Origin of the sequence: Ruegeria sp. Alg231-54, from assembly GCF_900143525.1 — a bacterium.
Taxonomy (GTDB): domain Bacteria; phylum Pseudomonadota; class Alphaproteobacteria; order Rhodobacterales; family Rhodobacteraceae; genus Ruegeria.
This window is the reverse complement of record NZ_FREZ01000016.1, coordinates 1-14,637: the sequence shown is the minus strand read 5'-3', so window position 1 is coordinate 14,637 and position 14,637 is coordinate 1. Positions and strand designations below refer to the sequence as shown.

General features: G+C 52.9%; 14 protein-coding genes. 8 read left to right on the top strand and 6 right to left on the bottom strand.

The genetic code is table 11. The annotated features are described in order from the left end of the window. Positions 1-61: 61 nt before the first annotated feature. Complete coding sequence (locus tag DHN12_RS20855) at positions 62-631, bottom strand: TetR/AcrR family transcriptional regulator (protein ID WP_108861911.1); 570 nt, start codon at positions 629-631, stop codon at positions 62-64. A 114-nt stretch (positions 632-745) separates the two neighbouring features. Here DHN12_RS20855 and gntH point away from each other — a divergent pair, with 114 nt between their 5' ends. From gntH to DHN12_RS20840, 3 genes are all read left to right on the top strand, one after another. Then, a complete protein-coding gene (gene gntH, locus DHN12_RS20850; protein ID WP_108861910.1) occupies positions 746-1,942 on the top strand; it encodes a guanitoxin biosynthesis MBL fold metallo-hydrolase GntH in 1,197 nt (398 codons plus the stop codon). A gap of 127 nt (positions 1,943-2,069) precedes the next feature. Next, positions 2,070-3,821 carry a hypothetical protein gene (locus DHN12_RS20845; protein ID WP_159090099.1) on the top strand — a complete coding sequence of 584 codons (1,752 nt, stop codon included), beginning with the start codon at positions 2,070-2,072 and terminating at the stop codon, positions 3,819-3,821. Next, on the top strand, positions 3,814-5,097 hold the full coding sequence (locus DHN12_RS20840; protein WP_108861908.1) for a HupE/UreJ family protein: 1,284 nt from the start codon (positions 3,814-3,816) through the stop codon (positions 5,095-5,097). Before DHN12_RS20845 ends, DHN12_RS20840 begins: the two co-directional genes overlap by 8 nt. Positions 5,098-5,220: 123 nt before the next feature. Here DHN12_RS20840 and DHN12_RS20835 read toward each other — a convergent pair whose 3' ends face one another. Beyond that, a complete protein-coding gene (locus tag DHN12_RS20835) occupies positions 5,221-5,853 on the bottom strand; it encodes a tyrosine-type recombinase/integrase (RefSeq protein WP_108861907.1) in 633 nt (210 codons plus the stop codon). Positions 5,854-6,150: 297 nt separating this feature from the next. Here DHN12_RS20835 and DHN12_RS20830 point away from each other — a divergent pair, with 297 nt between their 5' ends. Then, positions 6,151-8,202 carry an amidohydrolase gene (locus tag DHN12_RS20830; protein WP_234416716.1) on the top strand — a complete coding sequence of 684 codons (2,052 nt, stop codon included), beginning with the start codon at positions 6,151-6,153 and terminating at the stop codon, positions 8,200-8,202. A 493-nt stretch (positions 8,203-8,695) separates the two neighbouring features. On the opposite strand, the gene DHN12_RS20825 is transcribed toward DHN12_RS20830, so the two are convergent. Both DHN12_RS20825 and DHN12_RS20820 read right to left on the bottom strand, forming a co-directional pair. Continuing rightward, a complete protein-coding gene (locus tag DHN12_RS20825; protein ID WP_159090098.1) occupies positions 8,696-9,268 on the bottom strand; it encodes a hypothetical protein in 573 nt (190 codons plus the stop codon). 188 nt (positions 9,269-9,456) lie between these two features. Further along, entirely contained in the window at positions 9,457-9,903 is a 447-nt protein-coding gene (locus DHN12_RS20820; protein ID WP_108861905.1) for a GFA family protein, read from the bottom strand. A 109-nt stretch (positions 9,904-10,012) separates the two neighbouring features. Here DHN12_RS20820 and DHN12_RS20815 point away from each other — a divergent pair, with 109 nt between their 5' ends. From DHN12_RS20815 to DHN12_RS20805, 3 genes are all read left to right on the top strand, one after another. Further along, a complete protein-coding gene (locus DHN12_RS20815; protein WP_108861904.1) occupies positions 10,013-10,315 on the top strand; it encodes a nuclear transport factor 2 family protein in 303 nt (100 codons plus the stop codon). Beyond that, complete coding sequence (locus tag DHN12_RS20810) at positions 10,312-11,019, top strand: IS6 family transposase (RefSeq protein WP_108861903.1); 708 nt, start codon at positions 10,312-10,314, stop codon at positions 11,017-11,019. Before DHN12_RS20815 ends, DHN12_RS20810 begins: the two co-directional genes overlap by 4 nt. Before the next feature lie 169 nt (positions 11,020-11,188). Beyond that, positions 11,189-11,731, top strand: coding sequence for a hypothetical protein (locus DHN12_RS20805; RefSeq protein WP_108861902.1), 543 nt, complete (start codon positions 11,189-11,191; stop codon positions 11,729-11,731). 484 nt (positions 11,732-12,215) lie between these two features. On the opposite strand, the gene DHN12_RS20795 is transcribed toward DHN12_RS20805, so the two are convergent. After that, positions 12,216-13,754, bottom strand: a complete 1,539-nt coding sequence (locus DHN12_RS20795; RefSeq protein WP_159090097.1) for a hypothetical protein — start codon at positions 13,752-13,754, stop codon at positions 12,216-12,218. Between the two features lie 295 nt (positions 13,755-14,049). Continuing rightward, positions 14,050-14,220 (bottom strand): hypothetical protein, encoded by a 171-nt coding sequence (locus DHN12_RS24505; protein ID WP_159090096.1) that lies wholly within the window; start codon positions 14,218-14,220, stop codon positions 14,050-14,052. 90 nt (positions 14,221-14,310) lie between these two features. Between DHN12_RS24505 and DHN12_RS20785 the strand changes: the two genes are divergently transcribed. Further along, positions 14,311-14,637 (top strand): DDE-type integrase/transposase/recombinase (locus tag DHN12_RS20785; RefSeq protein ID WP_159090095.1); only part of this gene is annotated, 327 nt, incomplete at its 3' end.

Below are 14,637 nucleotides of genomic sequence, written 5' to 3'. Positions count from 1 at the left end.
CGGAGGCAACAGCTAAGAAACTGACCGAAAATGGTGTTTGATCAACTCAACTGGCGGGAAGCTATTTGTCTACCAAAACTCGCCAGTGCCGATCAATTACATCTGGCCAATCTTCTTGCAGATGCAGGTTGTTCGTTGTCTCACCCATCAGGGTCATGACCATCATCCGGCCTCGAATCTCAGCATCAGGGGGCGCAAAATCGAGCTCTTCGAATAGCCATGCAGAAAACTCAAATCGCCGTTTCATAGCGCGCCTATAACATTGTGCGGCATCGGTATCGGATTTTGCCCAGACCGCGATAGCTCCATCCGGCCTGGAAGCATCTTCGCGGATAACCTGGTTCATTAAGTGCCGTATCCGCTCTTCAGGCGGTCCCTGGAACTGAAGTGCGTCTTCAATAATATGTCCAGTTAGAGCGTCTTCCCAAAATAGCAGAACCGAGTCCAGAAGATCCTTTAGGTTTCGAAAATGCCAGTAAAAACTCCCACTGGTCAGGCCAAGCCTGCGGGCAATAGCAACAACTTTTACACCTTCGATTCCTCGCTCTCTCAGAACGTCCAGCGTCGCAAGAAGCCAGTCTTCCCGTGACGCTTTTTCCCGTTTTTCAATTATCCTTGGCTCAGCTTCCATAGACACCTCTATTGACATAGACCAGTCTATGGACCTACCGTAGAGATGTCTACGGAGAATAGGGGGCTCACGAATTTGTGTGCTGAATGAATATTTCAGAATGGAGGGGGAACTATGAATAACTTGCTCAATTCCGCAACGGTCTTGTTTTTTGCAATGGGGATTGCAGTGGCAGGAACCGCCAAAGCGCAGAACATGTTGCCCACAGGTCGAACGGCCGCCCCCATCGAAGATGGTGTTTATCCAGCATCCTATTTCCCCAATACTGAAATACTTGGCGAAGACGAGATGCGGATAACCGCGTTAGGGACAGGGATGCCAAACCAGACAAAGGCCGCCGTCTCAATTTCGTTTTATGTGGAATTGGGCAACGGTGACGTTTTTCTGTTCGACGTCGGCACCGGATCAACGGGCAACTTGTTCTCGCTGCGCCCCGATTTTTCAAAAATAGACAAAGTTTTCTTCAGCCACCTGCACGTTGATCATGTCGGGGATTTTATGGGGCTGCATGTTGGCGGGTGGTTATCAGGTCGGTACACACCGCTTCACATCTTTGGCCCCTCGGGATCAGAAGATGAGCTTGGAACCAAAGCCTACGTAGAGGGTATGTCAAAAGCCTATGCGTGGGACCTTGCTACGCGTACGGGCGCGTTGCCGGATGAGGGCGCCAAACTCGAAGTCACCGAATTCGACTACATGCAGGAAAACGAGATCGTTTATCAAGACAACGGTGTCACCATTCGTTCCTGGCCTGCGATTCATAGCCTCGACGGTTCAGTCAGTTATTCCCTTGAGTGGAATGGGCTGAAATACGTTTTCGGCGGAGATACCTACCCGAACAAGTGGTATGTCGAATATGCCAAAGGTGCTGATATCGCATCGCACGAGGCTTTCCTACCACCAGAAGCGCTTGCGCCGTATTTCGGCTGGGACATGACGCAAGCGACATATGTCGCTACGCGAATTCATTCCGAGCCTGCGGCATTCGGAAAGGTCATGTCTGCCGTCGAACCGCGTATGGCTTTGGGATATCACTCCGTGCTTTCGCCAGAAAACTATCAAGCAATTCTGGAAGGAGTGCGGTCGACCTACGATGGGCCGCTCACGCTGGCTCGTGATCTTCAGGTGATCAACGTTACCAAAGACCAGATTGTTGTACGCGAGGCGAGCGTGGATGACTATGTGTTGCCGCCCGCGGTAAGCGACGAGTACATCAATGCCCCGCGTTCCGAGGAAAAAGAAACCTCCGACAAGGTCCAAGCAGGTAAATGGGACGGTTACACGCCTCCACCTATGCCGGATCAAAACTGACGTAATGAAACGTTTTGGCGCGGCTCGATTATGAGCCGCACAAGACGGAAATGACACAGTTTCCATAATTAGGATGACGCCGCGAAGGACGCTGGCCAAATTGTTGATCCAAACCCGATGCTTTCTGATGTTGTTCATTGCTTTAGTAATGGGCAGCTCTGCAAATGGTGACATCATCCCGTATAGCGGGGCGGAGGTTGCCAGAAACATCGCAGTCTTTCGGGTGGAAAACGACGGCGTCCGTCTTGAGCTGGAAGTCTACCCCGAGGATTTTGAAAGTTTTGCGGCATTTATGCCTGCCGAGCTTTTGCAGGATTACCACCCAACAGTGGCCGCGCATAAAGCTGCGTTTGGCAGCGTATCCGAAAGCATTTCGGTAATCCGCGCCGGCGGATCACCACTTTCTTTCGAATTTGTGACTGCCGAGCACCGTGAGAGAATTTATCGTGCATCCCCCCTGGCAGGAAGAAGCGATCCAATTACCGGTCGCACAATTCCTGCTCCTCCTGAAAATCCGCAGGTTATCTACATCGAAGCTTTCTTTGGCTTTGACGGCGTGCGCCCCGAGACCCTGATCTTTCGCCCGCCGGCACCCAAGGAGGATAAGCCCGTCACATCAATCGGTTTCATGGTTTTTGATCGCGCCGTTCCAGTCACCAGGTTCAGTTACTTCGACAGTGACGCGCGACTTAAGATCGACTGGTCCGACCCATGGTTCAGCGCGTTCACTAACGCGAATCTCAATCGGTCAGTTCAAAGCGGCACAACGTCTTTTCTGTACGTGGCACCACGCGAAATTCGCCACGAGATCCTTATCCGGCTGCGGGAACTTGCACCCTGGATAGACATGGACCTGAGCACGGGTTCCTGGCTGAATCCATCTCAGCAGGGAGCAATACTCAACGCCGCGCTGGACGCGTTCGAAACCCGTAATCCGGTTACCATCGGGGGGGAGCAAGTTCAGCCCACCTCTGTCCGGGGCGCATTTCTGACGCTGGGCGAGGGAGGAGTTCAGGTTGCTGAGGGCGTTCCGACGCTTCTGGCCGATACGACTTTTGCAGGCTTGATATTGTCCTATCCGATTTCGACACTGCCCGAAGAGGCGTCCATCACATGGGATATGTTTGACCATACCATTCAGCATGTGCCCGTGACGCTGACAGATGTTGCCGGTCCTTTCCTGGATTGGGCCGTTCCGGACGATCCAGAGGTAAGTTGGATCAACCATTTGAAACGCTACGTCGACCCCGAAGTTAAGACGGTACAGGTGGCGGGGGTTGTCTTTCTGCCGATCTGGACCGCACTGGCTGTCGTTCTGGCGCTTGGCGCAGCCTTGGCTGCGCTTTTGTCATCCCGGGCAAGCCGGCGGATCGGGTTCGCCCTTCTATCGGCTGGCGGCTTGGTTGCAGGGGTCGCCCTTCGACACGAAATGCAAGTTCCTTTTCAAAACCCAATAGCCGGTCAATCCAGAGAACAGATGGTCTCTGAAACTTTTTCCCAGCTTTTGGCGAGCTCGTATGTGGCCGCGCTTGAGGTCTCACCGGAAGCGCGTAGCAAAGCGCTGGAGCCAATTGTTACGAACGCGGCCCTCGCAGACGTCGCTGCTGAACTCGAAACAAACCTTGCCATCCGAGTGCCTGGTGGGAGCCGCGCGCACATCGCCGAAGTAACCGATGTCGCAATCGTGGAAGGCGACATGAAGGCGACCGGAGCCTTCGAGGGTGTTGCCAAGTGGATTGTAGACGCCCGAGCGGGTCATTGGGGCCATGATCATCGTCGTCGGGTGGAGTACCGGGCAAGGGTCGAGTTCCGTCCCGAAAGAGGAATTTGGAAGCTTACGGGTATCACTGTAATGGAGGCGCGCGCACCGGATGTTTAACCGACTGAACAAGGTGTTGTTGATTTGGGTGACGGCCGGTTTGATCCTGGCTGCTGTCGCTAGCCAGGCGCATTTTCTGCTGAACCTCAACGTTCGTATTTTTCACGTAGAACACACAAGCGACGGTCTGCGCATCTATTTGCGAACACCCATGCCCTATCTTGTGGCGGACAAAATCGGCAAAAAGGATGAGGACGGCCTTCCTGAAGCAGCTCCTTTCACGACAAATGCCCTTGAGGATGGTCAGGTGGTTCATTTTGTCGACACCTCACAAATCGCTGAAAACCCGCTTGGCCTTGGGCACATCGCGGAAACCGGTACGATCATCGAAATCTCGGGGACGCGCGTTCAGGGCGACATTGAATCCGTGACCATCCACAAAGTAGGTGAGGAGCCGGGTTTTGCGACGCTGAGCGAAGCCCAGCAATCTGTGTCAGCAGGAACGACCATACAGGATGACCCACCAGTTTATGTTGGTAACGTTATTGTGGATGTCACACTCCGGTATGAATTGGGAAGTGCGCCGACCTCCTATGCCATCTCCAGTTCTTTGGACCCAGGCCTGCCTGATCAGGAAATGACCGCCAATCTCATTCTGGACTATAGTTCCGGCGATCCGCTTGTCTTTCGAACCCGAGGCCTGATGGAAGAACCGGTTAAGGCTTCCAGGTCCCGGTTCTCAGGAATCGTAACTTTCGTATGGGAAGGCCTGCGACACATCCTGGAAGGCATCGACCACGTACTATTTGTTGTCTGCCTGGTGATTGGCGCCCCCGGATTAAGCGCACTGCTGTGGCGAGTCACCGGCTTTACGGTAGGCCATAGCGTAACCCTGTCCCTTGGGTTTTTCGGATATGTGCCGTCGGGAGCCTGGTTTGTTCCATTTGTCGAAACCGGGATTGCCTTGTCCATCGTCTACGCGGCATTTCTGGCCGTTAGGCGGGATGAGCTAGCAAAGAACTCCAACAAAAAGGTCTTTGTTGTAACGGTGCTTATGGGACTTCTTCACGGCTTGGGCTTCAGTTTTGTTTTACATGAAATACTTCAGGTGACGTCGCCCAATATCTGGGAGAGCTTACTGGCGTTCAATGTAGGCGTCGAAGTTGGTCAGCTTGCTATCGTTCTTGTGATCTGGCCATTGCTGCACTTCTTCGCGAAACTAGGCCCGACACCCGAAATGACGTTGAGAGTTTCGATTGCAATCGGATGTGCTGCCATCGCAAGTTGGTGGACTTTCGAACGTGGAATAGATTTTCTATCATTGATTACGATTTAGTAAGGAATACTGCTTCCAATCCTATGAAAGCGTCCAGTTTGGGCTCTGACCGATCATCTTTTGCGATACAGCTGTAGATCTGATTTAAAATGGCGAACGGCAAATGCCGTCCGCCAACTTGGTTCAGATGTCGATCTTTTCTGCGATGCTCAGCGCATCTTCCAACTCGACGCCGAGGTAGCGCACAGTGCTATCGACCTTCGTGTGTCCAAGAAGAAGCTGTACAGCTCGGAGATTTCCGGTTTTTCGATAGATCTCCGCCGCTTTGGTTCGGCGGAGTGAGTGGGTGCCGTATCCGCTTGGTTCCAGACCAATCGCGGTCACCCAGTTACGAACCAGCCGACCATATTGGCGCGTTGAGATGTGGAGGCGGTCATGGAACCGGCTTGGAAACATGAAGCGGCAGCCGATCATTTCGGGCGAACGGACCCAAGCGGAAACGGTATCCCGCGTATTTTCAGTCAGTTCGAACTGAACTGGTCGCTTTGTTTTTCTTTGGATTACCGAAACCCGTTCACGAACGCGATCATCCTTGACCAGATTAGTCACAGCAAGTCCCACGAGATCGCAGCCACGCAGTTTACTATCGATGGCAACATTGAATAGTGCCACGTCGCGCAAATTGCCTGCGAGTTCGAGCCGCGCGCGGATCGCCCAGACCTGCTTCGGAAGCAACGGTCGCCTCTGACCGATAATCCGACCTTTGTTCCATGCTCGGCTTTTTGGAGTGATTGCGGGAAGTTGGACTCTTGGCATGATTTGCCCTCCAATCCTCCCTCCATGCCCAAGCATCAGCACCGCGCTGACGTCTCAAGACTATCGCTGGATCGAATGGCCGTTACCCGCAGGCATCTTTGTGCGTTATCTTTGCAGATGCATCAGGCAGCTTCGAGCCCAAAGCCGCCGCGATGTAGTGCCTTGCATGCATTCGGAATTGATTTTTGAACAGCGTATTGAAGCCAACGGAACGATAGTGGCTTTCCGCTTCCCACTTAGCGTTATCCAGTGCTAGCCTTACGAGTAGTTTGCTCTGCCGATAGATTGTGAGGAACCATGAACGATACTCGGTTTACGCGCCGGAATGCACTGGCATTACTGGGCGGCGCATCAATGATCACCATCTCCAGCGCAAATTCATCTCTTGCCGCCTCATCCTTTCAGTACTTTGGAAGCCAACTAAAGGCGCTGCCGGAAATCAAACTGTACGTAGCTCGACGCGTGATCACGATGGAGAGAAATGCACCTGAAATCGATACCGTTGCTGTTGTAGGAGACCGGGTGCTCGCCGCAGGACCACGCAGTGAAATAGTGGAGCGGATCGGGCAACAACCGTATCGCGTCGATGAACGCTTCGCGGATAAGGTCATCATCGCTGGCCTCATCGACCAGCATGTCCATCCCTTCCTCGCAGGTTTGACGCTTACCTCTGAAGTTATTGCTATTGAAGATTGGGATCTTCCAACCGGTTTGTCGAAGGCCGCCAAAAACGCGGAAGACTACCGCGCCCGGCTTGAAGCGGCAGAGGCTTCTATGAAAGACCCCAATGCTTTGTTGCTCACATGGGGCTACCACCATTTCTTCCATGGCGATGTCAGGCGTCCGCAGTTGGATGAGATCAGTGGGACCCGCCCGATACTTGTCGTTCACCGCTCGGCCCACGAGTTCATTCTCAACACCGCAGCGATGGATTTTCTGGGGATCACTGAGGAATATGTAAATTCGTTTGACGGCCTTGCGCAGGAGCAATCCAGCTTCGCCGATGGTCACTTTTTTGAGGCAGGCATGTTTGCGGTTCTGCCCGCGATTGCGCCCGTTCTGGCAACGCCAGAGCGCCTCGATACGGGCCTCAAGCTTGCGCGGGAATACATGCACCGCGCAGGCGTTACCGTGGCTGCCGAACCGGGCGGTGTGCTGTCAAAACCGCTTCAGGATGCGACCAATGCGGTTTTCTCTGGCCCTGATGTACCACTTCGAACGTATTTCATAGCAGATGGAAAATCGCTTGCGGAATTGCATCTTGATGACGGCACGATGCTTGAAGAGACGGCGAAGTTGCTTGAATGGGGTGAGGGCAAAACTGCATTTCTGCCCAATCAGGTAAAGCTGTTCGCGGATGGTGCGATCTACAGCCTCGCCATGCAGGTTTCCGAGCCCTATGTCGGTGGCGACTTCCACGGCGAATGGATCATGGAGCCGGATGCTTTTGATCCGGTGTTTGATGAATATTGGCAGGCTGGCTATCAAATCCATGTCCACCAGACGGGCGACCTTGCCGTCGACATGATCTTGAACGCCGTTGAGCGAAACATGCGGCGGATGCCACGGGCTGACCATCGCACGACACTGGTTCACTTTGGCTACGCCCGGGAGGATCAAGCCAAGCGTATCGCCGATCTTGGCTGCATCGTAAGTGCCAATCCCTACTACGTCACTGCCTTGTCGGACAGATACGGAGACATTGGCCTTGGGCAAGAGCGTGCCGACGACATCGTGCCGCTTGGTCCAATCAAGGCGAATGGCACTTCAATTTCGTTTCACTCCGATGTGCCGATGGCGCCTGGCGAGCCGCTTTTCCTTGTCTGGGCCGGGGTGAACCGCAGCACCGTTTCGGGCCGCGTCGCCGGGCCTGAGCACAGACTCTCGGTCGAGGAATGCCTGCGCGCCGTGACCATCGATGCCGCTCAGTCATTGCGACTGGAAGCCGACATCGGGTCGATTGCTCCGGGTAAACTCGCTAACTTTACCATCCTTGAGGCAGACCCGTTCGAAGTCGCGCCGGAGGCTATCAAGGATATCGGCATCTGGGGCACTGTTCTGGAGGGAGAGGTTTTCCCGGTGTCCGACACATTCGATCTGGATCACGCGTCGCTCCTCTCGCCAAAGGAAGCAATTGAACCCATCAAAGCGTCTCTCTACGCTCTCGCCGATGTCCCGCGGGTCGCGCAACGCGGAACGCTTGCAGGATGTTCCTGCTGTGCGTCACCAGCGTCCGGTGTGTGCACACCCTCAGTTGCTGGTCAGACATCCACCGTCAGTTGCTGTGGGACCAACGCATTGGGATGGGCCGTTGTTGCAGAATGGGCAGCGGGAGCTTTGCCTACGTAGATTTGACCCCCAAATGCTTAGTCCCTTTATTCGGTGATGAAGGACGGCATTGTCCGCGACCTGTAAATTCGACCTCCGATGTATGCCGCGGCCTGCATGAATGGCTGGTTTTTTGCTGCGCGGCGGCACCGTGACTTTCGCTCATGCCGCATTTTTTTTGTGCTGCGAGCGCACGCAGCGAGGATCCAAGACTTCTGTTTTGGGCTCGACTCGGTCATCTGAGTCTTTTTGTCGGATGACTTGTTAGGTCCGAGTAGCCGACATTCACGGCAAAATTTTTGCGATTCATCCAGTGAACAGCCGCTTCCGGCAAAAGCAGACACTCGCGGAAAATGGCGCTATGACCGAGTCGCGGACGAAGTCGTCGTTCACCGTATCGTTTACCAGTGTCCGCCTTGCGGACGAAGGGTGCTTTCGCTGCAATTGTGCAAATGAGCGTAGACGGCGCATAGCGACGCTCGGGCGGCGTTCAAATGTTAGAGTTCGACAGAGATTATCGGCAACGCACTCCGGCAAGTGAAATGCTCCGCTCCAGCCCAGACATTGCGGTGTATGCATCGGCCCTGGCCTCGTTAAGCGCAACCACAGTCGTGCTTGCGTAAACGCGTGTTGCCTCAGCAGTGTCACCGGATTCCAGTTTGCCAAGAACTGCGTATCCTGCAGCAATGATTTGAGCGGCGTTTTCCTGCATATCGCGGTACTGCGGTTCAACTGCCTCAAATGTCGCCAGACGCCGGATGGCCTTGTCGAAGTTATTCAGTAGGGTCTCATTTTTGTCTGTAGCTTTGCGTAATCCGCCCAGCGGCCCGTAAAAGCCGCTTTCATGATTATAGAGCTCTAATGTGTGAACTCCGGTCGCGATATCCGCAATCGCGTCGATTTGCGAAAGAGCCAGAAAGTTCAACGAGTTTTCAACCTGTCGAAGAATACTCACTGTCTTCACCATGTTCGCAATGTTTGAAATGTCGCATCCATCGCTGGCTGACGCCGTTCCTGGCGCATATAAATGTAGGAGAGAAGCCAGTAGAAGCTGCTTCTTCAAGCTCGCCCGAATTCCGTCTTTCATGAAATGGCCCCCTCAGGAAGCGACTATAGCTGTAAATGGTTCTTCTTGCGAGGAGCTGTCATGCAACACGTATGAGATCGCCAACAACGGCAAAATCTCGTGCGGCTGTAATGGGCAGATCAAGCCGCGAGGTCTTCGCTGCATGGCTGCCAACGCGAGCGAACTCGATGTTGGGTTGTAACCCAATCTCACTCCGGACCAACTCTGTCAGGTTTCTGAACGGCACCGGGAAATCCGAGAAACCGTGGTAATTCATCGGCGGCGTCGAACCAGCTGATCCGATCCCCGTGGGCCACATGTTTCTGAGGTGGAAAATTGTCAGGTTCATCCAGGGTGCTGATGAAGAACCCGATGACGATGTCGCCATTCCATTCGGCTTCGTAAGAGATTGGCGTGCCGCAATCTCCACAGAATGTACGGCTAACGCCCGGCGAGGAGGCAAAGACGCTTCGCTTTCTTTTGGTGAACTGTACATCCTTTTCGGCATAGGTCGCATAGACGGCAACGGGTGCACCGGTGGCCTTTCGGCATGACGTGCAGTGGCAGTAAGCTACGAAGTCGGGTTCTGCCGTTGCCTGGTATCGAACAGCGCCGCACAGGCAGCCACCCGCCGCTGAATTTGGATATTGGCTCATCGTTGTTTCTCGCTTTCTGCTCGGTTTGGGAGCACTGGCGTGCGATCCGACTTAAACTCGGTATACTCGAATTTCCATTGAACTGGGGCTTTTTCAGAGAGGGATTGTGATGAAAGACCGGGACGCCGTGTTGGCGACGCTGGAAGAGTATGCCGTCGCCTATTGCGCCAAGGACCTAAAACGCCTGATGGCGATCTTTGTGGGTGGTGAGCATATTTCCCTCATCGGAACCGGGGCCGACGAGCTGTGTTCCGGTCGGGAAGCGGTCGCGTCCGTTTTTGAGCGCAACTTCAGAGACGCCACGGCAACGCAATTCGAATGGCAGTGGACAAACATCGCCATTCACGGGGAGGTCTTGTCAGAAGAACTTGGGTTGAGCGGGGCAGGGGTGTTGCGTAGCTTTTGCCCATGACCAATCCTGCCTCTTTCAAGTATTTCAAAACCAGTCCCGAGATCATCCGCCTTGCGGTGATGCTGTACATCCGTTTCCCGCTCTCGCTTCGGAATGTCGAAGATCTGCTGCACGAGAGAGGCATCGACGTGAGCCACGAAACTATCCGATATTGGTGGAACAGGTTTGGCCCGATGTTTGCTGCTGAGATCAGAYGGAAGCGTGTTCAGCAGCTGCGCGCATTCTCCAAATGGAAGTGGCACGTGGACGAGGTTTTCGTGAAGGTGAATGGCAAGCGGCACTATCTTTGGCGGGCTGTTGATCATGAAGGCGAGGTGCTGGAAGCCGTTGTCACCAAACGCCGAAACAAGGCTGCAGCACTGAAATTCCTCAAGAAGTTAATGAAGCGACACGGCAAAGCGGAAACCGTCGTGACGGATCGCTTCGCCTCATACAGAGCCGCGCTCAAAGAACTGGATGCACTCGAAAAACAAAGGACGGGCAGGTGGCTCAACAACCGCGTCGAGAACTCGCACCTGCCTTTCCGACGAAGAGAACGGGCCATGCTGCGTTTCAGGCGYATGCGAAGTTTACAGAAATTCGCCTCCATCCATTCTTCCGTTTACAACCACTTCAACCAGGAAAGATCGTTAGCCAGTCGAGACACCTTCAAGCTGACCCGCGCCGCCGCTCTTAGCGAGTGGCGTCAACTTTGTTCCGGATAAGTTCGCGATTTCCGCGGCAAACTGAGCCTAGTTCGAATTAGTCTGACAGCACCGTTCGAATTCGTCTGACAGCACCCCGACAACAGTTGCACTACTGTAGGACACCTCCAAAGAACGCTGAACTCTTCACATTTTCGTTTTGCATTAACGGGAAAGGTGGAGAAAGAAAATGTCACAATTTGATCTGCTAACTACGCTGCGAAACCAATACCCGGCCACAACGGCTGCGTCACATAATTTGGTCTTACGTACGTCTGAGCTTTTGCTTGCCAGAAAGCACCAAGTTCAGATTGACTTGCAAAAGGCTCCTCGAGCGCAGGTCGCCTTCGAAAATGGACTATGGGAAACCTTACTTTGGGCAGCACGAGAATCCGATGCGACGAGTTCGGAGCGGTTGTTCAAATTCACGGCAAACTTCTTTGCTCAGTTCGCTTTGGCTTGCCCAACGTGGAACAACGTCCTGCCTGAAATCACTGATTACTTAATTGCAGCAAGCAGCGCAGAACACTCCCTGCTTTCTGACGCTGTCGATCAAGTCAAAAGAGAGCAATCCATAGTGATTGGTATTGGGCGCAAGAACCTATCGAACCAAACCTGCAAGCAACAGTATGCCGCTTGCGACCCTCACCGGGTCGCCACAATAAGAGGCACCCGGTGTCTCAGGGGCTCTAAAGCAAACAAGTTGAATGGAGGAGAAAATGGAAAACGTTGACTCACGAGCTTGGGATATTGTCCTTTCGACACCGCCCAAAGACTTAATGAAATTCTACCAAGAGACTGATGAACTTAGTGATCTACACCGAAGGATTTACACAGAGTTTCTGGTCAATGGGCGGTTTGTTTGCGTGCACCATGAGTTTTTCTTTTATTACGATGCTGCTGAGCAGCTAGCCGATGCACTGCATGTTCAGAAACTTACAGGGACCCAACCAGGCTCCTTTCGACAATAATTCATGGGATTGCGAAGGTTCGGCCAGGTAATACAAAAAAGCTTCTTCTACCGGACGCAAGAGAAGCCTTAAATCTCACGATTAGCTTCCGATTTCTGGACGTTTCATGAAGAACAAAACGGTCGAACCTTCGAAAAGCACGCTGTGTAAAGGTAAGAATAAATTGAGTTTTCATCTGCCCGCGGCTGTGCGGAAATCAACACAGCAGTTTTGCTTTCTTCCGTTACTCTTCAGAACTCTACCGATTCAAAGGCGGTCCAACCCCGCACGGATCATTTCAGTAACGCCGGGTGCGAAGGTTAGATCGCTTAAGTATTCGTCAATCGTGAAGTCGCCATTTGTCTCAGGCAATTGTGCCCGGGCTAGCCCCGTTTCACCGGCGAGGCTGTACACCGCGGAAATAATCAAACGATCAAGGAAAGAGTCTCGCACATTTATTCGGCGTACTTTTTTGGCAGCCGCTTTGAAGTCTCCTTTCTCAACGTCATCCAGGCAAAGTGTAATCTTGGTCCAGGTTGGCAACATGGGGTTCGCATCTGTCGCTTGTCGTACCAATTCTGCGCCTTTATGAGGATCGCCAGCAAATGCAATCCATCCTCCGGCCACAGCGAGCAGAAGACCGCCATTTGGATTGGCCCGTGTTGCCGCATCAATTAATTGAAGAAACTTTGGTTTATCTTCATCCAATTGGGCATAAATTGCTGCGGCAATCAGAGCCTCCTGGCATTGTGGCTCAAAAGCCAATGCTTTCTCTGCGTGAATTCGGCCATCTTCGACAACGGACTTCAATCTTTTTTGTCCAACACCTACCTCTTCAACATATCCAAATGATAAAAGAGCATGCGCCAATCCACTGGTTGGGTTCTCCCTGACAGCAGCTTGCGAAAGTTCCATCATTTGCGCCAAGCTGCTGACCCTATTTGCGCGAAGATGGGTGTGAAATGCCAGTAAAGCCTCATACACGTTCGAGTCAGAGGCAGGCCGCGTTCGCGCATTCCTCCCAACGTCGGTTGCAACAAACCCATATGCATCTGCAATGTAGGTTGCGCAGCGCTTTGCGATGTTTTCCTGCGCTTTGAAAACACTGGCGTTGCTCAAATGGATATCTTTGCGTTCCGACCAAACTAGGTCACCTGTTTCTCGACGTTTGAATTGAACAATAACGCGCAAACATTCGCCATCTTCGCGAACCGTCCCTCCCAGAACATAGTCGCAGCGCTCAAGAGAATTATCCCCCTCATGAGTTTCAGTTTTCGAGTCTTCCGCCCGAAACCCTGTTAGCACCCGAATGTGAGCGAAACGGGCGAGTTCTAATGCAATTTCTTCCGGCAACCCATCGCGAAAAAAGATTGCGCGCACAGACTCTGATCCTGAGAACGATCTGATGCCCAGCGTGGGCAACCTTGGCGTTTGCTCATCAGTCAAATTCGTATCTGTTGCTTGCAGTTTTCGAAAGCGAAAGGTGGGTCGATACCGACCTTTTGGAACCGATATTTCTACCCTGTCTTGTCTACCTGAGGTCAAATAATAGTAACTTAACGCCTTTCGTAGTTTTACCGCTTCAGTTCGCACGACGGGATCAGTGTTGGGATCAAAGTCCGCGCCTCTTCCAAACACATCTATTGCTAACGCAGTGCCATGAAGTTCTTTACCCTTGCCGTCAATTTCACTTCTGACGAGATGCTCAAAAAAGGTTCTGGTACGTTTACTAACCGCGAAGTCACTCGAACCAACAATACGTTCCAGTTCTTCCAGGATCTCTTCTTTACTCACTTCGAAGGGCAAGAGTCACACCTTAGGGTTAGCCGCGCCAGAAAAACTAAGTAGCATACTCTGGATAGCGCAACAAAGAAGACAGAACCTTTTGGATGTGAGCGCCATCCCTGAGATCGGCATTTCAGATTCAGTTCGAAAGTTCACAACAACAGCAAAAGTTACAAACAAACTGAAGGCCATTTTGGGCTCGGTCGGTCATTCTTTCAATTGCTATGTTTGACCGTTCAAAAGACGCGGATGAGGACACTGATGCGCGTCGAGCCGGTACCCAATTGCCCTCTCCTCAGAACATCACCGAAAATCATTATTTTTGGTCTGCGTGTTCGTATTCCGGGTTGGATGGCACCCGGTTCACGTCATCGACCTCCTCGGCGGGGACTGCAGGAAAGGGGGTCGGGTCGAGGAACCGGGTGATGACATTGCGGGTGATCTGCGCGACGTCATTGTCATACCCGTTTTCGGGCGTCGAACTCATCCAAGTAATAGAACCTGCCGAGAAAACCGCGCCGGGCACTGTCAGAAGAAACTTATTGAGGCGGGCAGGGCGAGCACTTAGCGTCGCAGGATGACAAGACGCAGCCCTTTTCGCTACTTCAAGACGAGCCCCGAGATCATCCGTCTGGCCGTCATGATGTATGTTCGGTTTCCGCTTTCGCTTCGCAATGTTGAAGATCTTTTGCACGAGCGCGGCATCGAGATCAGCCACGAAACTGTGCGTTATTGGTGGAACAGATTTGGCCCGATATTCGCGGCAGAGATCCGCAGAAACAGGGTCAATCGGATGCGATCTTATTCGAACTGGCAGTGGCATCTGGACGAGGTCTTCGTGAAGATCAATGGCGAGACGCACTACCTATGGCGGGCTGTGGATCACGAAGGCGAGGTGCTGGAA